At 70.2% G+C, this 19,176-nt stretch carries 13 protein-coding genes; 6 read left to right on the forward strand and 7 right to left on the reverse strand.

Annotation, left to right across the window (positions count from 1 at the left end; all coding sequences use genetic code 11):
• Positions 1-56: 56 nt before the first annotated feature.
• The 5 genes from BT364_RS16720 to BT364_RS16740 are packed head-to-tail and all read left to right on the forward strand — an operon-like array spanning position 57 to position 8,699.
• Entirely contained in the window at positions 57-1,298 is a 1,242-nt protein-coding gene (locus BT364_RS16720) for a CDP-alcohol phosphatidyltransferase family protein (protein WP_072485959.1), read from the forward strand.
• A complete protein-coding gene (locus BT364_RS16725; RefSeq protein WP_072485960.1) occupies positions 1,295-5,848 on the forward strand; it encodes a bifunctional glycosyltransferase/CDP-glycerol:glycerophosphate glycerophosphotransferase in 4,554 nt (1,517 codons plus the stop codon). Before BT364_RS16720 ends, BT364_RS16725 begins: the two co-directional genes overlap by 4 nt.
• Positions 5,838-6,641 (forward strand): rhamnogalacturonan acetylesterase, encoded by an 804-nt coding sequence (locus BT364_RS16730; protein ID WP_072485961.1) that lies wholly within the window; start codon positions 5,838-5,840, stop codon positions 6,639-6,641. The genes BT364_RS16725 and BT364_RS16730 overlap by 11 nt, the downstream gene beginning before the upstream one ends.
• Before the next feature lie 13 nt (positions 6,642-6,654).
• The gene (locus BT364_RS16735) at positions 6,655-7,398 is read left to right on the forward strand and encodes an Ig-like domain-containing protein (protein ID WP_072485962.1); all 744 of its coding nucleotides are present in this window, start codon (positions 6,655-6,657) and stop codon (positions 7,396-7,398) included.
• Complete coding sequence (locus BT364_RS16740) at positions 7,395-8,699, forward strand: phosphodiester glycosidase family protein (protein WP_256259884.1); 1,305 nt, start codon at positions 7,395-7,397, stop codon at positions 8,697-8,699. Before BT364_RS16735 ends, BT364_RS16740 begins: the two co-directional genes overlap by 4 nt.
• 123 nt (positions 8,700-8,822) lie before the next feature.
• Here BT364_RS16740 and BT364_RS16745 read toward each other — a convergent pair whose 3' ends face one another.
• From BT364_RS16745 to BT364_RS16765, 5 genes are all read right to left on the reverse strand, one after another.
• Positions 8,823-10,952 carry a 3-hydroxyacyl-CoA dehydrogenase NAD-binding domain-containing protein gene (locus BT364_RS16745; RefSeq protein WP_072485963.1) on the reverse strand — a complete coding sequence of 710 codons (2,130 nt, stop codon included), beginning with the start codon at positions 10,950-10,952 and terminating at the stop codon, positions 8,823-8,825.
• Positions 10,949-12,193, reverse strand: a complete 1,245-nt coding sequence (locus BT364_RS16750) for a thiolase family protein (protein WP_072485964.1) — start codon at positions 12,191-12,193, stop codon at positions 10,949-10,951. The genes BT364_RS16745 and BT364_RS16750 overlap by 4 nt, the downstream gene beginning before the upstream one ends.
• A gap of 303 nt (positions 12,194-12,496) precedes the next feature.
• Positions 12,497-13,771 (reverse strand): ribonuclease D, encoded by a 1,275-nt coding sequence (locus BT364_RS16755; RefSeq protein WP_072485965.1) that lies wholly within the window; start codon positions 13,769-13,771, stop codon positions 12,497-12,499.
• 115 nt (positions 13,772-13,886) lie between these two features.
• Positions 13,887-14,549 carry a helix-turn-helix transcriptional regulator gene (locus BT364_RS16760; protein WP_072485966.1) on the reverse strand — a complete coding sequence of 221 codons (663 nt, stop codon included), beginning with the start codon at positions 14,547-14,549 and terminating at the stop codon, positions 13,887-13,889.
• Between the two features lie 270 nt (positions 14,550-14,819).
• Positions 14,820-15,479, reverse strand: a complete 660-nt coding sequence (locus tag BT364_RS16765; RefSeq protein WP_072485967.1) for a DUF3000 domain-containing protein — start codon at positions 15,477-15,479, stop codon at positions 14,820-14,822.
• Positions 15,480-15,570: 91 nt separating this feature from the next.
• Here BT364_RS16765 and hemE point away from each other — a divergent pair, with 91 nt between their 5' ends.
• Positions 15,571-16,644, forward strand: coding sequence for a uroporphyrinogen decarboxylase (hemE, locus tag BT364_RS16770; protein WP_072485968.1), 1,074 nt, complete (start codon positions 15,571-15,573; stop codon positions 16,642-16,644).
• A 25-nt stretch (positions 16,645-16,669) separates the two neighbouring features.
• On the opposite strand, the gene BT364_RS16775 is transcribed toward hemE, so the two are convergent.
• Both BT364_RS16775 and BT364_RS16780 read right to left on the reverse strand, forming a co-directional pair.
• The gene (locus BT364_RS16775) at positions 16,670-18,055 is read right to left on the reverse strand and encodes an FAD-dependent oxidoreductase (RefSeq protein WP_072485969.1); all 1,386 of its coding nucleotides are present in this window, start codon (positions 18,053-18,055) and stop codon (positions 16,670-16,672) included.
• Between the two features lie 37 nt (positions 18,056-18,092).
• Positions 18,093-19,064, reverse strand: coding sequence for a DUF4349 domain-containing protein (locus tag BT364_RS16780; protein ID WP_072485970.1), 972 nt, complete (start codon positions 19,062-19,064; stop codon positions 18,093-18,095).
• Between the last annotated feature and the right edge of the window lie 112 nt (positions 19,065-19,176).

Below are 19,176 nucleotides of genomic sequence, written 5' to 3' on the forward strand. Positions count from 1 at the left end.
CGACCGTGTATGGATGGACGGGGGCCTGCCGCTGTCGTTCTCGTGACTGAGGGGTTATGGCCAAGCTGTCCTTGCGTGCCGTCCAGAAGCTCACCTGCAAGAAGCGTGACGCGTGGTGGACGGTGGTCCTGGTCGACCCCGTGGCCACGCGGATGCTCATCGTGATGGCGCGGTTCAACTTCATCACGCCCAACCGTGTGACGTGGGCGGCGCTGTTCGTCGGACTCGGTTCCGCCGGTTTCTTCCTCAAGGGCGACATGCAGTCCCTGATCATCGGGGCGGCGCTCTACCACCTGAGTTTCATCCTCGACTGCATCGACGGAAAACTCGCGAGGCTCAAGGGCAACGGCACCGTCTTCGGCGGCTGGCTCGACTACGTCTTCGACCGCATCAGGGTGCTCTTCTGCGCCCTCGCCCTGATGGGCGGGCAGTACCTGCGCAACGGTGATGAAAGGTTTCTGCTCGCCGCTCTGATGGTCGTCTTCCTCGACATGCTCCGGTACGTCGACGCGCTTCAGATCTACAAGATGCGCATGTCGATGCGGACGAAGATCGAGAAGGTCACCCAGGAACGCCGTGAGGCGGAACGCGTGGCCGCCGGCGAGAACCAGGCGGAGCCCGAGGAGCAGCAGATCCGGTTCATGGAGGACCTGCTGCGGGAGAACCCCGAGGCCGAGGCGGAGCTGCTCAAGGAACAGGCGGGCGCCGGCCAGGTGGTCGACCTGCACGCCCAGTTCCGCCACCGATTCCCCTGGTACCTGCGGGTGCGGCAGGCGCTGCTGCGCAGCCGTATCAGGCCACACCTCATCAGCGGCATCGAGTTCCAGATGTTCGTCTTCATCGTGGGGCCGCTGATCGGCCAGATCCTCCTGACCACGGTGATCTCCGCGGTCCTGCTGGGGATCTTCGAGCTGATCATCATGTACAAGTTCTGGCTCTCCACCCGCGACTTCACCCATGTGATGGCCGAGCTGTCGCAGGCCCCGTCCGGCGCGGGCTCCATCGCCCCCCACCTCCACCGTGGCCGGCACCGCCGCGGTGTGCAGGGCGACCCGCTCGCCGACCCGGCGTTCCAGGCACCGCCGCCCTACGAGGACCCCGGATTCCAGCCGTACCCCGAGCCCTACCCCTCGTACGTGGCGCAGGTCCCGCCGGCCCCGGAGCAGCCGACGCAGACGTACCGGCCGCTGGGGACGCAGGGGCACGGCCACCCGGCACAGGGGCAGCAGCAGGTGTACGCCCCTTATGTCGTGCCGCCCACCCACGGATACCCGGGAGACCGAGAGGGCGTCGGATGAACCACGAACAGGACACGCCTGACGTCTGGGTCACGGTGGTCATCCCCGCGTACAACGCGGCCACGACGGTCGGCAAGGCACTCCAGTCCGCCGTCAACCAGACGTACGAGCTGGTCGAGGTCCTCGTCGTCGACGACGCCTCCACGGACAACACCCTCGACGTCGTGAAGAACTTCGCCGGGAACAACCACCGCGTCCGCGTGCTCCGCCGGCCCACCAACAGCGGCGGCGTCGGTGCGCCCCGCAACCTGGGCATCGCGCAGGCCGCCGGCCGGTACGTGATGTTCCTCGACGCCGACGACGAGCTTCCGCCCCGCGCCTGCGAGCTGCTGCTGGCCGGCGCGCTGGAGAGCGGCAGCGACATCACCGCGGGCAAGGCCGTCAGGGTCAACCGGGCCACCGGCGAGAGCGAGGGCTGGGCCCCCGAGGTGTACGCGCTGGCGCGCACCGTGCCCGGTCTGGTGGAGTTCCCGCTGATGCTCGCCGACCCGATCGCGGCGGCCAAGCTGTACCGGGTGGACTTCCTCCGGGCGGGCGGGGTCTGGTTCCCCGAGGGGGTCTTCTACGAGGACACCTACTTCTCCACCGTGGCGGGCTGCCTCGCCGATGGGATCACCATCATCACCGACCCCGTCTACCGGTGGATGTGGGAGCCCGAGGGCGGATCGATCACCGGCCGCACGGGCGAGCTGCGCTCGATCAACGACCGGGTCGCGGTGCACCGGGCCACGGACGCCTTCCTGCTCGACCGCGGCCTGTGGCAGCTCAAGGTCCGCAAGGACTCGAAGTTCCTCGCACACGACCTGCGCCTGTACATGCGGGCGCTCGCGGAGGGCGACCCGGAGTTCCAGCAGGGATTCGCCGAGATCGCGAGCAACTACCTCTTCTCCCTCAGCGACGAGGCCTTCGAGCTGTGCGACCCGGTCGACCGGGTCAGGGCCTACCTCGTCATGTACCAGGAGATCGAGGCCGCGCTCACCACGCTCGACTATGTGCAGCGCAAGAGCGTGCTGTCCTCCTTCCTCGTGGAGGAGGACGGACGGGTGTACTGGTCGGGCGACCATCTGCACCTGCCGGACGCCCGGCGCATGCTCGATGTGACGGAGCTCGGCCTCTCGGCGGCCAAGCTCGCCCAGGAACCGCTCTTCGCCCAGCTCGACGAGTGGTCCGTGGCAGACGGGAAGCTCCGCTTCGAGGGCAGGCTGGTCAACCGCTTCGGGCGGATCGAACCCGGACACGACCTCAAGCTGACCCTGGCCGTACGCAACCGCCACACGAAGAAGGACGTCACGGTCCCGATCGACGGCATCGAGGTCGACGAACGGTTCGTCGACTTCAGGGGAACCGCCGACCTGCCCTCCGTCCTCGGCGACGAATTCTCCGAGAGCACGGTCTGGAACGTATCGGTCGTCGTCGAGTGGAACCGCGCCAGGTCCCGCTCCCCGCTCAATGTGCGGGACGTGGAACTCTCCGGGCTGACCTTCTTCGCGAACGGGGAGGAGCTGGAGGGCTACCGCACGATCAGCGGCAACCTCGCCCTGCGGGCGGCGACGGCGGGCCGCCGGACCTTCGAGTCCGCGCAGAACGACCCCGACGCGCCGTGGATGTGGTGGCGCGACCGGCTCCACCCGCCGATATCCCGCCTCGACCATCCCTTCGAGATGGCCGTCGTCGTGCCCTGTTACAACGTGGCCAAGTATCTGGACGACTGCCTCGGCTCGATCGCGGCCCAGGAGGGTTTCGCCGCCACCCAGGTCATCCTGGTGGACGACGGCGCCACCGACGAGACACCCCAGATCCTCGACAACTTCGCCCAGTACTACGCCAACGTCACGGTCGTCCACCAGACGAACGGCGGACTCGGGAACGCCCGGAACAACGGCCTGGACCGGGTCACCGCACCGTATGTGACCTTCCTCGACTCCGACGACATCCTTGGCGAACGGGCCCTGTCGCACATGCTCCAGGCGGCCTGGCGGGACGGCTCCGAGCTGGTCGTGGGCGACCTGGTGAACTTCCCCGACCGGCCCTACGGCCCCTGGAAGCAGTACTTCGGCCAGGGCGACCGTCTCATCGACGACTTCGCCTCCGTACCCGATCTGATCTTCAGCGGATCCGCGTGCAACAAGCTGTTCAGTACGCAACTGCTGCGCAGGCTCGGGGTGCGCTTCGGCGAAGGAGTCCACTTCGAGGACTCCTGGGTCACGCTGCCGAGCATGCTGCGGGCCAACGCCATCAGCCTGGTCGACCGTCCGGTGTACTACTACCGCGGGCGTCCCGACGGGTCCTCGATCATGGACTCCCTGTGGAGCAAGCCGGCCAATTACCGGGACCACCTGCGGCTCAACCACTTCCTGCTGGACTACACCGCGACCGAGCGGGCCGACGTCCGGCACATGTTCCAGCGCTATGTGACCCGCACCTACAAGGGCTTCCTGTGCAACGCCCGCAATGTCATGGGCCGGACGCAGTTGGAGGAGATGTTCCCGGACATCTGCCGCCACTACGCGCAGATACCCGACGAGGTCATCCTCGAATACGCCACCAACCCCGCCCAGCAGCTCGACCACTACGCGGCGAAGAGCGGGAACTTCGAGCTGTTCTGCAACCCGGAACCGGCGCTGGAGAACGCCCCGCTGGCGCTGGAGATCGACGACGACGGTTTCCACCGGACCTTCCCGGGAGGCGCCCGGAACACCCGGACCGCCCGTGTCAACGACCCCAACGTCGTCGTCGAATCGGTCCGTACCCGAGGCGATGTGCTGGTCGTGGAGGGCTGCCTGGCCTTCCCCGGCATGAACATCAGCGGCCCCATGGAGAACCCGCTGGAGTTCGTCTACCAGACCGCGCACGCCAAGATCGTCGTGCCGCTGTGCCAGGTCGCCCGCCGTGACCTGTGGAACACCCGCAACGGCCGCGACCTGTACGCCGGCTGGTACGCGGAGATCCCGGTCAAGGACCTGGCGCGCAGCGGATTCGGGGTCGGCGACTTCCGGCTCCGGGTGCACCGCGTGGATCACTCGCGGCAGCGCAACATCGTCATGAAGGCGCGCCTTCCGCTGCACCGGCTGAAGGGCCCCGGCCGGATCGCCGGCTACCCCTACATGCTGACCATCGGGGGCCAGGACGCGCTGCACCTGCGCCTCGTCGACCGGAAGGCCGGCGCGCGGGCGAAGCACCTGCTGTGGCGGATGTCCCGTGAGATCCGCATTCTCAAGACCCGCAACCCGGGCTGGCGGATGCGTCTCGCCTACTGGCTCGTCCATCCGTTCCTCGACCGCCGTGAGATCTGGCTCATCGGCGAACGGTCGGACACGGCCCAGGACAACTCGTACCACTTCTTCAAGTGGATGCGGACGCACCGCAAGCGGCGCAAGGCGTACTACGTCATCGACGGGAACTCGCCCGACTACAAGAAGGTCGCCGCCTACGGCAGGGTGATCAAGCTCGGTTCCTTCAAGCACCGGATGTATCTGCTGCATGCGACCAAGCTGATCGGCTCGTACGACTCCGAGTCGTATCTGTTGCCCGAGGGCTACCGGAAGGTGCTCTTCCTGCACCGGTTCGGTGAGCTGCTGAAGTACCAGCGGGTCTTCCTGCAGCACGGAATCATCTACAACGACGTGACCTCGGGTGTGGACCAGCGGATCACCAGTTACGACATGATCGTGACCACGGGCCGTCAGGAGCGCGCCTACCTGGCGCGCGAGGCCGGCTTCGGCGACCGCGCGGTGCTGGCGGGCCTGCCCAGGTTCGACGCGCTGCGGCGCGAGCCGGGGCGGCGTCCGCGCATTCTGCTCATGCCGACCTGGCGGCAGTGGATCGTCACGGCCTCGTACAAGAAGTCCGCGGGTCCGGCCAAGACGGCCTTCACCCAGTCCGAGTACTTCCGGTTCTACCGGTCGCTGCTCTCCGACCGGCGGCTCGCCGCGGCCCTGGAACACTTCGGCGTCGACCTGGAGTTCTTCCCGCACTACGAGATCCGGCCCTACCTGCACAACTTCCGGATCGATTCCCCCGCGATCGAGGTCGCCGACCCCGGGACGCGCAATGTCCAGGAAGCCATGAAGGAGTGCTCCCTCATGGTCACGGACTACTCGTCCGTCTTCTTCGACGTGGCCTACATGGGGATCCCGCTCGTCCATGTGCCCTTCGACGAGGAGGACTTCTACGGACGCCACTACAAGCGGGGCTACTTCAATCTGACGGAACACGGCTTCGGCCCGGTCTGCCGTACGGTCGACCAGGCCGTCGACGAGATCATCGCCTCGATGGCCGGGAACTTCACCGTCGAGAGCCCCTACCGCGAGCGCGCGGAACAGTTCTTCGCGCACCGCGGCGCGGGCAACTGCGAGCGTGTCTACGAGGCGATCGACGCCCTGGGCACGGCGAGCGCCGCCGATCTCGGCCCCTCGGGACCTGTCGCCGCGCTGCCCGCCACCCGCGTGCACCCGGGCGACAGCACACGGAGCCCGCAGGACGCCGGCCGGACGGCCGTGCCCGCGGCGGGCCGGGGGACGTACGAGGGCGGGTGGAACCGTGCTGTCTGACTGGAATCCCGAGCAGGGCAGGCCCCGCCGGATCTTCCTCGCGGGCGACTCCGCCGCGGTGACGCGGGAGGCGAGCAAGGCACCCATGACGGGCTGGGGCCAGGTGCTCCACTTCTTCCTCGGCTCGCAGGAGGTGGAGATCGTCAACTGCGCGCGGGCCGGAGCGAGTGCCCGCACGTTCAGTGAGCGGGGCAGGCTCGACTGGATCCTCCAGCACATCCGCCCCGGGGACTATCTGTTCACCTCCTTCGGCATCAACGACGCCAAACCGGAGGAGTGGCTCCGCACGGAGGCGTACGGCGACTTCCCCCACCACCTGCGGAAGTTCGTCGACGGCGCGCGCGAACGCAATGCCCACCCGGTGCTGATCAGCCCGCCGGAACGGGACACCCACGATGTGCACGGCAACATGCCGAGGAGCATCACGGAGTACCCGATGGCGATGCGCGACCTCGCGGCCGAGTGCAGCGTTGCGTACATCGATCTCTACGAGCAGAGCCACGGCTGGTGGGAGGGACTGGGGCCGGAGGGCGTACGTCCCTTCTTCATCCACCTCGAACCGCAGGAGCACCCGAACTATCCGGAGGGTTTCCACGACCCCGGTCACATGACGCCGGAGGGGGCCATCGCGTGCGCACGCTATGTCGCCTACGCGCTGGTGGAACAGCGGATCGTGCCACCGCACTGGGCCATCAACCTCGACCGTGCGGACTTTCCCCCGGAATGGGTGACCTGGCTCGACGAGGAGACACACACCGAGCTGACCAGGTCACGCACACTGGGCTCGAACTGAGAGTCGGACGATCATGAGTACCTTCACCCTCACCGGAATGCGCAGCGTCCAGCAGGACAACCCTTCGATCGTGGCGCACATGGAGCTCCGGTCCACCGCGGACCCCCGGCTGCCCGTCGAGCCGGGCCGGCAGATCGACTTCGAGTGGATCCTCACCCCGCAGGGCGACGGCACCCGCTACTACGGCTACCTCATGGCCGACTCGTTCGACTCGGTCGCCACCATCGAGAACATGGCCGGAATGAGCCTGCTGCCCTCGGGCGACCGGTACGCGACATCGACGGGCCCAGGGGCCGAGCGCATCGCCAGGTTCACGCTCCGGGTGAACAGGCACGTCGCGCCCGACGCCTTCCTCGTCCCCGTCCTTCGCGCGGGCATCATCGCCGATGGCGGAAAGGGCCTCACCTCCACCACGTTCTCCCTGAAGAACCATGGATTCCGGATCGCCTCGCTGCCTCCGCAGGGGCGGAGCATGACGGTGGTGCCCGGACACCGCGGAGTGCTGAGCGGTCTCACCGCCGGGATGGGCGAGGACGTCCGGCTGGTCGGTGTCGGACCCGCCCGGCACGGGGTGACGAGTGTCGAGGTGGACGGTGCGGTGACGTACCACCCGTTCTCCGGTCATCTGGGCTACGACTGGTTCGACTATGTGCTCGACGCCGGAGGCGGCCGCCTGGTCTCCGGCCGGGTGACGGTCCATGTCGGAGACCTCGGCGCGACACCCGGAGTGCTCGGAGGCTGGGCACCGGGAACATGAGGCCGTACCGGGGACGCCTCGTGCGGTGGTGCGCGGCCCTGCTGGCCATGGCGGCCACGGCCACCGGCTGCACCGGGCACGCTCCCGCCGGGGGCGACGACCTGCCGCGCCCGTCCCGGTCCGCGTCGGCCGGGGCGTGCGGGCGGAGCCTGCCGTGCGGGGTGGGGGAGGAGTGGATCACCCGCCGGCTGGCGGACGGAGCGCGGGTCTCCATCGGCGTGGTGACCGTCCGCCCGTCCGCCCGTGTCACGGTGAGGCCGGTCGTCGGCGACCATCTCGCGACCACCGAGACCGTGCGCCGGACGGCGCGGCACGAACGGGCCGTGGCCGCGGTGAACGGCTCCTTCTTCGACACTGCCGGCTCCCCGGTCTTCAGCGGCTATCCAGGAGACCCGCTGGGCATTCTGGTGGTCGACGGCCGGCTGCTCAGCGAGGCGGCGAACGGCCGGACCGCGCTGATCCTGCCCGGTCCCGGAGGCCGGCCCCGCATCGGCGAAGTGCGTTCCGGGATGTGGCTGACCGCACCGGACGGGGCGGTGCGTGAACTGGACGGGGTCGACCGGGTGCCGGGCAGAATCGTCGGCTGCGGGGGCGCCGGTGGGGACCGGCCGGCCGGTACGGGGCTGCCGGAGCAGCGGCCCCGGCACAACCAACTCTGCCTGGACGACAGCGAGATCGTCGCCTTCACACCTGACTGGGGCGCACATTCACCCCCCGGCGCACCCGGCAGCGTGGAGGCCGTGCTCGACCAGGACCGGCGGGTGACGGAGCTCCGCAGCCCCGCCGGCGGCGAGATCCCGCGAACCGGCTCCACCCTCACCGGGATCGGGGAGGGCGCCGACTGGCTGCGGGAGCACGCCCGTCAGGGACCTCCGTTCGTCCGGCGGACGAACGTGACGGACGGGAGCGGACGGAGCATCCTCACGCCGGGAGTTTCGGTACTGGGCGCGGGCCCCGCGCTGCTGCGCGGCGGGGAGACATGGATCAACGACGCGGCCAACGGCTTCACCGGCGACACGTCGACCGAGCGCCAGCCCCGCACGGTCGCCGCCGTCAAGGCGGACGGCACGCTCCTCCTCGCGGTCTTCGACGGCCGCAGCCCCGCCAGCGCGGGCGTCACCCTGCGGGAAGCGGCGGAGATCCTGCGCTCCCTGGGAGCACGGGACGCCATCAACCTCGACGGCGGAGGATCCAGCACGATGGTGGTGAACGGACGGCTCCGCAACCGGCCCAGGAGCGCGGAGGGAGCACCGGTGCGGGAACGCGCGGTGGCCGATGCGCTGGTCGTCGTGGCGCGCTGACGTGCACATGTGACATGACACATCACGGGCGTACGCGGACCCGTGCGTACCCGGCTTCGCCCCACGCGGAACGGGCCGTACGGAGAGGTCTCCGTACGGCCCGTTCGGTGCGGCCGGTCGGTGTTACGCCGGAACGCTCGCCACGCCCTGGGCGAGGAACTTCTTGCCGTTCACCCGCTCCGAGACGCCCTCACGGTCCAGGTACGGCGTGATGCCGCCCAGGTGGAAGGGCCAGCCCGCGCCGGTGATCAGGCACAGGTCGATGTCCTGGGCCTCGGCGACGACGCCCTCGTCCAGCATCAGACCGATCTCCTGCGCCACCGCGTCCAGGACCCGGTCGCGGACCTGCTCCTCGGACAGGACGACATCGCCCTGCTTGAGAAGGGCGGCGACCTCCGGGTCCAGCTCCGGCTTGCCGGAGTCGTAGACGTAGAAGCCGCGCTTGCCGGCCTTGACGACCGCCGCGAGGTTCTCGGAGACGGTGAACCGGTCCGGGAAGGCGCGGTTCAGGGTCTCGGAGACATGCAGACCGATGGCCGGGCCGACCAGCTCCAGCAGCACCAGCGGGGACATCGGCAGGCCGAGCGGCTCGATGGCCTTCTCGGCGACCTCGACCGGGGTGCCCTCGTCGATGACGTTCTGGATCTCGCCCATGAAGCGGGTGAGGATGCGGTTGACGACGAACGCCGGGGCGTCCTTCACCAGCACGGCGGTCTTCTTCAGCTTCCGCGCCACACCGAACGCCGTGGCCAGCGAGGCGTCGTCGGTCTGCTCGCCGCGGACGATCTCCAGCAGCGGCAGGATCGCGACCGGGTTGAAGAAGTGGAAGCCGACGACCCGCTCGGGGTGCTTCAGCTTCGACGCCATCTCGGTGACCGAGAGGGACGAGGTGTTGGTGGCGAGGATGGCGTGCGCCGGGGCGACCGCCTCGACCTCCGCGAACACCTGCTGCTTGACGCCGATCTCCTCGAAGACGGCCTCGATGATGAAGTCGGCGTCGGAGAAGCCCTCCGCCTTGTCCAGCACACCGGAGACCAGGGCCTTCAGACGGTTGGCCTTGTCCTGGTTGATGCGGCCCTTGCCGAGCAGCTTCTCGATCTCGGCGTGGACGTAGCCCACACCCTTGTCGACACGCTCCTGGTCGATGTCGGTCAGCACGACCGGCACCTCCAGGCGGCGCAGGAACAGCAGCGCCAGCTGCGAGGCCATCAGACCGGCACCGACGACGCCGACCTTGGTGACCGGGCGGGCCAGGTTCTTGTCCGGAGCACCGGCCGGGCGCTTGGCGCGCTTCTGGACCAGATTGAAGGAGTAGATCCCGGAGCGCAGCTCGCCGCCCATGATCAGGTCCGCCAGGGCCTGGTCCTCGGCGTCGAACCCGGCGCCCAGGTCGCCGTTCTTCGCCGCGGCGATGATCTCCAGCGCGCGGTAGGCGGCCGGGGCGGCGCCGTGCACCTTGGAGTCGGCGATGGCCTTGCCCCGCGCGACGGCCTGGTCCCAGGCCTCACCGCGGTCGACCTCGGGACGCTCCACCACGACCGTGCCGTTCAGCACGTTCGCGGTCCAGATCAGCGACTGCTCCAGGAAGTCCGCGCCGTCGAAGAGCGCGTCCGCGATCCCGAGCTCGAAGACCTGCTTGCCCTTGAGCTGACGGTTCTGGTTCAGCGAGTTCTCGATGATGACCGAGACCGCGCGGTCGGCACCGATCAGGTTGGGAAGCAGCGCGCAGCCGCCCCAGCCCGGGACCAGACCGAGGAAGACCTCGGGCAGCGAGAAGGCGGGCAGCGCCCTGGAGACGGTGCGGTAGGAGCAGTGCAGACCGACCTCGACACCGCCGCCCATCGCCGCGCCGTTGTAGTACGCGAACGTCGGGACCGCGAGACCGGAGAGGCGCCGGAAGACGTCGTGGCCGCCCTTGCCGATGGCCAGTGCGTCGTCGTGGTTCTTCAGCAGCTCGACGCCCTTGAGGTCGGCGCCGACCGCGAAGATGAACGGCTTTCCGGTGATGCCGACACCGGTGATCGCACCCTCGGCGGCCTCCCTCTCGACCTGGTCGACGGCGGCGTCGAGATTCGCCAGCGACTGCGGTCCGAAGGTGGTCGGCTTGGTGTGGTCCAGGCCGTTGTCCAGCGTGATGAGGGCGAAGCGGCCCGCACCGGCCGGAAGGTCCAGGTGGCGTACGTGCGCCTGGGTGACGACCTCACCGGGGAACAGCTCGGCCGCACCCTTCAGAAGCTCTGTGGTGGAGCTCACTTGTTGCCTCCGTCGAAGTTCGGGTTCTCCCAGACGACCGTGGCGCCCATGCCGAAGCCGACGCACATCGTCGTCAGGCCGTAGCGGACCTCCGGCTGCTCCTCGAACTGGCGGGCCAGCTGCGTCATCAGACGCACACCGGAGGAGGCCAGCGGGTGACCGTAGGCGATGGCGCCGCCGTACTGGTTGACGCGCGCGTCGTCGTCGGCGATGCCGTAGTGGTCGAGGAAGGCGAGCACCTGCACGGCGAACGCCTCGTTGATCTCGAACAGACCGATGTCGTCGATGGTCAGACCGGCCTTGGCCAGGGCCTTCTCGGTCGACGGGATCGGACCGTAGCCCATGACCTCCGGCTCGACGCCCGCGAAGGCGTACGAGACCAGGCGCATCTTGACCGGGAGGCCCAGCTCACGGGCGACGTCCTCGGCGGCGAGCAGGGAGGCGGTGGCGCCGTCGTTGAGACCGGCGGCGTTACCGGCGGTGACCCGGCCGTGGGCACGGAACGGGGTCTTCAGACCGGCGAGCGACTCCAGGGTCGTACCCGGGCGCATCGGCTCGTCGGCGGTGACCAGGCCCCAGCCGGTCTCGCCGGCCGAGCCCGCGGTGGAGCCGCCATCGGCTGCAGCGGTGCGGCGCACCGAGATCGGCACCAGGTCCTGCTGGATCTTGCCGTTGGCGTACGCCTTGGCGGCCTTCTCCTGCGAGCGGACCGCGTACTCGTCGGCGCGGACCTTGGTGATCTGCGGGTACCGGTCGTGCAGGTTCTCCGCGGTCATGCCCATGAACAGGGCGGACTCGTCGACCAGCTTCTCCGAGACGAAGCGCGGGTTCGGGTCCACGCCCTCGCCCATGGGGTGGCGGCCCATGTGCTCGACACCACCGGCGACGACGACGTCGTACGCGCCGAAGGCGATGGAGCCGGCCGTCGAGGTGACGGCGGTCAGGGCGCCCGCGCACATGCGGTCGATGGAGTAACCGGGGACGGACTGCGGCAGCCCGGCCAGGATTCCGGCGGTACGGCCCAGCGTCAGGCCCTGGTCGCCGATCTGCGTGGTCGCGGCGATGGCGACCTCGTCGATCCGCGCGGGGTCCAGGTCCGGGTTGCGGCGCAGCAGCTCCCGGATGGCCTTCACGACGAGATCGTCGGCGCGGGTCTCGTGGTAGATGCCCTTCGGGCCCGCTTTGCCGAACGGGGTGCGGACGCCGTCGACGAAGACGACGTCCCGGATGGTACGAGGCACGGTGGCTCTCCTCCAGGGTGCGGGATGGCACTGCTGCGCGGCACGCCCGGAAGCGAGCCGCCACCATCATGCTACTTGCGGGTAACCAGACTGCCCACCCCCCACGGCGGGAGCGGCGAAGGTCACATGCGGTCGGGTCCGGTGCGCGGGCCCTTCCGCCCCGGACGTCGGCATCGGCGCGCGGCGGCCCGGCCCCGAAAACGCCATCGCCGGACGGGCTGTAATCAGCCCGTCCGGCGATCGGGAACACCACATGGCCACCGGCCGCACAACCTGGCGCGATTGCGCCCCCGTCGGAGCCCCTCAGGCCGCCGGTGTCAGCGCGCGGAGCAGCAGCGGGGCAACCTGCTCGATCTGCCAGCGGCGCGCCCCGTACCCGGCGAGCGCGGTCTCCACCGCGTCCGGGGTCGGGTTCTTGGGCGGCTCCCAGCAGACCCGGCGCACCGTGTCCGGGGTGATCAGGTTCTCCTGGGGCATGTGCAGCCGCTCGGCGAGCTCCGACACCGCGGTGCGGACGGCCGAGAGCCGGGCCGCCGCGGCGGGGTCCTTGTCCGCCCAGGCGCGGGGCGGCGGCGGACCGGCGAGGGTCTGGCCGGGCTGGGGGAGCTCGGCGTCCGGCAGCGCCTTGGCCCGGTCGACGGCCGCCTGCCACTGCTCCAGCTGGCGCCGCCCCATCCGGTGGCCGAACCCGGGCAGCGCGGTCAGCGCCTGGACGTTCGGCGGGAGTGCGAGCGCCGCCTCGACGATCGCGGCGTCGCCCAGCACCTTGCCCGGCGAGATGTCACGGCGCTGCGCGACCTGGTCACGCGCCGTCCACAGCTCCCGTACCACCGCCATCTGGCGGCGACGCCGGACCTTGTGCATGCCGGACGTGCGGCGCCAGGGGTCCTTGCGCGGGGGAGCGGGCGGCGCCGAGGCGATCGCGTCGAACTCCTCGCGGGCCCACTCCAGCTTGCCCTGCCGGTCGAGCTCGTCCTCCAGGGCGTTGCGCAGGTCGATCAGCAGCTCGACGTCGAGCGCCGCGTAGCGCAGCCAGGGGTCGGGCAGCGGGCGGGTGGACCAGTCGACGGCGGAGTGGCCCTTCTCCAGCGAGTAGCCGAGCACGCTCTCGACCATGGCGCCGAGGCCGACGCGCGGGAAGCCGGCCAGCCGCCCGGCCAGCTCCGTGTCGAAGAGCCCGGTGGGAGTCATCCCTATTTCCCGCAGACAGGGCAGGTCCTGGGTGGCGGCGTGCAGGATCCACTCACTGCTGGTCAGGACTTCGCCGAGGCCCGACAGGTCGGGGCAGCCGACGGGGTCGATCAGCGCGCTGCCCGCGCCGTCACGGCGCAGCTGCACGAGATAGGCGCGCTGGCCGTAGCGGTAGCCGGAGGCCCGCTCGGCGTCGACGGCCACCGGGCCGGAGCCGGCCGCGAAGGCGGCGATCACCCGGGCGAGGGCGTCGTCGGACGCCACCACCGGGGGGATGCCCTCGCGAGGTTCGAGCAAGGGGATCGGCGCCGGGGCGACGTCGTCCGGGGGAGCGCCCCCGGTGGTTCGCAGTGATGTGTCTGCTGCGGTCTCTTGGGCGTCGGTCACGTGTCAAGGGTATCTGTGTATGTACGGCGCCCGTCGACGGAACGTTCCGTCGACGGGCGCCGATGAATGCAAACCAGCCGGTCCGTGCCTGCGTGGACCGGCCGGAGCGCGGGCGTCAGTGGATGATTCCCGTGCGCAGGGCGACGGCGACCATTCCTGCGCGGTCTCCGGTGCCGAGCTTGCGGGCGATTCGGGCGAGGTGGCTCTTGACGGTCAGGGCGGACAGGCCCATGGAGACGCCGATGGCCTTGTTGGACTGGCCCTCGGCGACCAGCCGGAGGACCTCGACCTCGCGGCCGGACAGTTCGCGGTAGCCGCCCGGGTGGCTCGGGGTGCCGGGGGGCCGGCGCTGCATACGGGCTGCGTTGGCGCCGATGGGGGCGACGCCGGGACGGGTGGGGTGGCCGATATTGGTACGTGTGCCGGTGACGACGTAACCCTTCACACCGCCCGCGAGGGCGTTGCGTACGGCGCCGATGTCATCGGCGGCGGAAAGGGCGAGGCCGTTCGGCCAGCCGGCTGCTCGGGTCTCGGACAACAGGGTCAGCCCGGAACCGTCGGGCAGGTGGACGTCGGCTACGCAGATGTCGCGCGGATTGCCGACGCGGGGACGAGCCTCCGCGATGGACGACGCCTCGATGACGTCACGTACTCCGAGGGCCCACAGATGGCGGGTGACGGTGGAACGGACGCGCGGGTCGGCCACGACGACCATGGCCGTCGGCTTGTTCGGGCGGTAGGCGACCAGGCTTGCGGGCTGCTCTAGGAGAACGGACACCAGGCCTCCTGGGGAGTGGCGGGACGGGCCGGCTCGGGGATGAAGCCGGGGCGAACCGTGCTTGAAGGGTCATTGACCTCTTCGGCAGCAGACCCGTGCTCCTTTAGGGGAAGATCACGATTTCGTGAGTAACAATTCGGGCAAATCGGACATGCGATCGATTGTACGAAAAGAACGCCGGTGACTGGGCGGCGAATGTGACGCACAGTTACCGGCGGGGGGTGATTTCGGCCAGAGATGAAGTTCGTCGAAGAAGTCGGAGAGAAAAGTTCAGGGAACCTGCGGGCCGCGCCGCTGCGGGAGGGTCACCACCGCCGCGTCGACGGGGTCCGACGGCGGCAGGCCGGCGATCTGGCACAGCAGGTCGCCCCACGCCATGAGATGCGCCGCCGTGTCCGGCACCCCGCCGCGGCCCTCGCGCGGCGTCCACGACGCCCGGATCTCGATCTGGGTCGCCGGGCGTCTGGTGCCCAGCGCGCCGAAGTAGTGCGAGCCCGCCCGGGTCACCGTGCCGCCCGCCTCCCCGTACGACAGGCCGCGCGCCTCCAGCGCACCGGTCAGCCAGGACCAGCACACCTCCGGCAGCAGCGGATCGGAGGCCATCTCCGGCTCCAGCTCGGCCCGCACCAGCGTCACCAGGCGGAAGGTGCCCTGCCAGGTGTCGTGCCCGGCCGGGTCGTGGAGCAGCACGAGGCGGCCGTCGGCGAGATCGTCCTCGCCGTCGACGACCGCGGCCTCCAGGGCGTACGCGTACGGAGCCAGCCGCTTGGGCGGCCTCGTCGGCTCCACCTCCAGCTCGGGGCGGAGCCGCGCCGAATGCAACGCGTCCACCGCCGACCGGAACGCGGGCGGGACGGAGTCGCCCTCTTCGCTGTCCTTGCTGTCAGCGCCATCGGTTTGATCGGAGAACTGTCCCTGAGCCGGAGCCATGCGGGGAAGAGTAGGCGGAACCGGCGCTTCGCGCAGGGAGAGACACCCGGGCGGGCCCGGCTGCATACCGCTTCGTGCGAAGATTCCTGGTGTGAGTGCCAACGATCGCCCCATGGGCCAGCAGACGAAGACCTCCGCCACCCATGAGTCGGCGTTCCTGAAGGCGTGCCGCCGCGAGCCCGTGCCGCACACGCCGGTCTGGTTCATGCGCCAGGCCGGGCGCTCGCTGCCGGAGTACCTGAAGGTCCGCGAAGGCATCCCGATGCTCGACTCCTGCATGATGCCGGAGCTGGTCGCGGAGATCACGATGCAGCCGGTCCGCCGGCACAAGGTCGACGCCGCGATCTACTTCAGCGACATCGTCGTACCGCTCAAGGCCATCGGCATCGACCTCGACATCAAGCCCGGTGTCGGCCCGGTCATCGCTGACCCGATCCGTACCCGCGCCGATCTGGCCCGGCTGCGCGACCTCACGCCCGAGGACGTCGGCTACGTCACCGAGGCCATCGGCCTGCTCACCGCCGAGCTGGGCGCCACCCCCCTGATCGGTTTCGCCGGGGCGCCCTTCACCCTCGCCAGCTACCTCGTGGAGGGCGGCCCGTCCCGCAACCATGAGCACACCAAGGCCCTGATGTACGGCGACCCGCAGCTCTGGGCGGATCTGCTGGACCGGCTCGCCGAGATCACCGGCGCCTTCCTCAAGGTGCAGATCGAGGCGGGTGCCTCGGCCGTCCAGCTCTTCGACTCCTGGGTGGGCGCGCTGGCCCCCTCCGACTACCGGCGCTCGGTGCTGCCCGCCTCGGTCAAGGTCTTCGAGGCCGTCGCCCCGTACGGCGTCCCGCGCATCCACTTCGGCGTCGGCACCGGTGAACTCCTCGGCCTGATGGGCGAGGCGGGCGCGGATGTCGTCGGTGTCGACTGGCGCGTCCCGCTGGACGAGGCCGCGCGCCGGGTCGGGCCCGGCAAGGCGCTCCAGGGCAACCTCGACCCCGCGGTGCTGTTCGCGCCGACGGCGACGGTGGAGGAGAAGACCCAGGAGGTGCTGGACGCGGCCGCCGGCCTGGAAGGCCATGTCTTCAACCTGGGCCACGGCGTGATGCCGACGATGGACCCGGACGCGCTGACCCGGCTCGTCGAGTACGTGCACACCAGCACCGAGCGCTGAGCCGCCGGGGCCGGGCACCGCGCACTCAGGCGGTGCCCGCCCGGCGCACCGCGGTCACCGCCTTGCGGGCCGCCACCAGGACGGGGTCCCAGACGGGGGAGAACGGCGGGGCGTAGCCCAGGTCCAGGGCGGTCATCTGCTCCACCGTCATCCCGGCCGTGAGCGCCACGGCCGCGATGTCCACGCGCTTGGCCGCCCCGTCCCGGCCCACGATCTGCACCCCGAGAAGCCGGCCCGTACGGTACTCCGCGAGCATCTTCACCGTCATGGGCCGCGCCCCCGGGTAGTAGCCCGCCCGGCCCGTGGACTCGATCGTCGCCGTGACGAACCGCAGGCCCACCGCGCGGGCGTCCTTCTCGCGCAGCCCGGTGCGGGCGATCTCCAGATCGCACACCTTGCTCACCGCCGTGCCGACCACTCCCGGGAACGTCCCGTAGCCGCCGCCCACGTTGGACCCGATGATCTGGCCGTGCTTGTTGGCGTGGGTGCCCAGCGCGATGTGACGGGTGCGGCCCGCCACCAGGTCCAGGACCTCCACGCAGTCGCCGCCCGCCCAGATGTTGTCGTGTCCGACGACCCGCATCGACAGATCGGTCAGCAGCCCGCCGTGCGGGCCCAGCGGGAGGCCGACGGCGCGCGCCAGCGTCGTCTCCGGCTCCACCCCGATGCCGAGCACCACCACGTCCGCCGGGTAGGAGGCGTCGCCCGTGGCGACCGCGCGGACCCGGCCGTCCGAACCGGTGCGGATCGCGGTGACCTCGGCCCGGTTGACCGTGGTGATGCCCAGCCCGTCCATCGCGTCGTGCACCAGCCGCCCCATGTCGGGGTCGAGCGTCGCCATCGGCTGCTCACCGCGGTTGAGCACGGTCACGTCGAAGCCGTGCTTCAGCATCGCCTCCGCCATCTCCACGCCGATGTAACCCGCCCCGACGACGACCGCCCGTCTGCTGCCCGGCGCCCGGTCCAGCGACTCCAGCAGCGCCTGGCCGTCGTCCAGCGTCTGCACCCCGTGCACCCCGGGCGCGTCCATGCCGGGCAGCGCCGGGCGCACCGGGCGGGCGCCCGTGGCGATCACCAGCTTGTCGAAGCCCGTCCAGTACGCCTCGCCGGTGCCCAGGTCCACGGCCCGCACCCGCTGCCCGGCGACATCGATCTCCGTGACCTCGGTGCGCATCCGGAGGCCGATGTCGCGGGCCCGGTGCTCCTGAGGCGTACGGGCGACGAGCGCGTCCCGGTCCGTGACGTCGCCGCCGACCCAGTACGGGATGCCGCAGGCGGAGTACGAGGTGAAATTGGACCGTTCGAAGGCGACGATCTCCAGCTCGTCGGGGCCCTTGAGCCTGCGGGCCTGGGACGCGGCGGACATGCCCGCCGCGTCACCGCCGATGATCACCAGTCGCTCCGCCGTCATGCCTGGTCCCTTCGACGCCGAGTCCGAAGGGACCACGCTACGACGCCGGGGGAGCGGGCGAGGACCCGGCGGCCTCGGGCGTCCGCGGCTTGCGGCGTCCGGGCAGCCGGTGGCGCAGCAGCCGCCACAGCAGCAGGAGCACCGCGAGCGCGACCAGGAACGGGGCCGCGGCGCCCACCGCCATCGCGAGCCACAGCAGCACCGTCACGAAGGCATGCCAGCCGCCGGCGAGCGCGTCCAGGAAGCCGGGGTCGTCGTCGCTGTCCTTCGCCGCCGTCTCCGGCTCCGAGAGGTCGAGGGTGATCGTGGCGAGCGAGGTGCGGTCCTCCAGCGACGCCTGCTGGGCGAGCAGCGACTCCAAGGACGCCTGGCGGCTGCTCAGTTCGCCCTCCAGCGTGACCACGTCGCTGAGCTTCCCGGCCCGCTCCATCAGCTTCCGCACGCGTGCCACACTCGCCCGCTGGGTGGCGATCCGGCTCTCCACGTCGACCACCTGATCGGTGACGTCCTTCGCCGACGAGGTGCGCGACAGCAGCTTTCCGGTGCCCGCGAGTTCCTTCAGCACCGCGTCGTACTCGCCCTGCGGAACGCGCAGCACGAGGTGTGACATCTCATGCGTGTCGTCGACCCGCTCGGTCTCCTCGTTGGCCACCAGACCGCCCGAACCCTCCGCGACCGAACGGGCGACCGCGGCCGCCTTCGGCACGTTCTTCACCTCCACCGCGAGCGTGGCGGTACGGATGACATGGGTGCCCGAGGGCAGGGCATCGGACTTCTTCCGCTGCGAAGGCGCACCACCCGCCCCCTGCTCCGCCTTCCCGGACGCGGCGTCGGCGGCGCCCCGCTCGGCCGTGCCGAGCGCTCTCTTGCTGTCCCCGGTACTCGCGTCGCTCGCACTGTCCGACGCACCGCAGCCGCTCAGCGCGAGGAGGCCGGCGACCAGGCCGGCCGCCAGGAGCGTGCGCGGACGACGGACGGACGAACGGCCGGGATGCCGGTAGGTCTGCATGACTGCCCCCAAGGCGGGTCGTTGACGATGCCGGTTCGACGTAGCGGACCCCGGTGCGGGTTGCCGAATGACGGTTTCGAAGCAGTCACGTTCAGGACTCGGAAGGGGTTTG

Origin of the sequence: Streptomyces atratus, from assembly GCF_900119365.1 — a bacterium.
GTDB classification, from domain to species: Bacteria; Actinomycetota; Actinomycetes; order Streptomycetales; family Streptomycetaceae; genus Streptomyces; species Streptomyces atratus_B.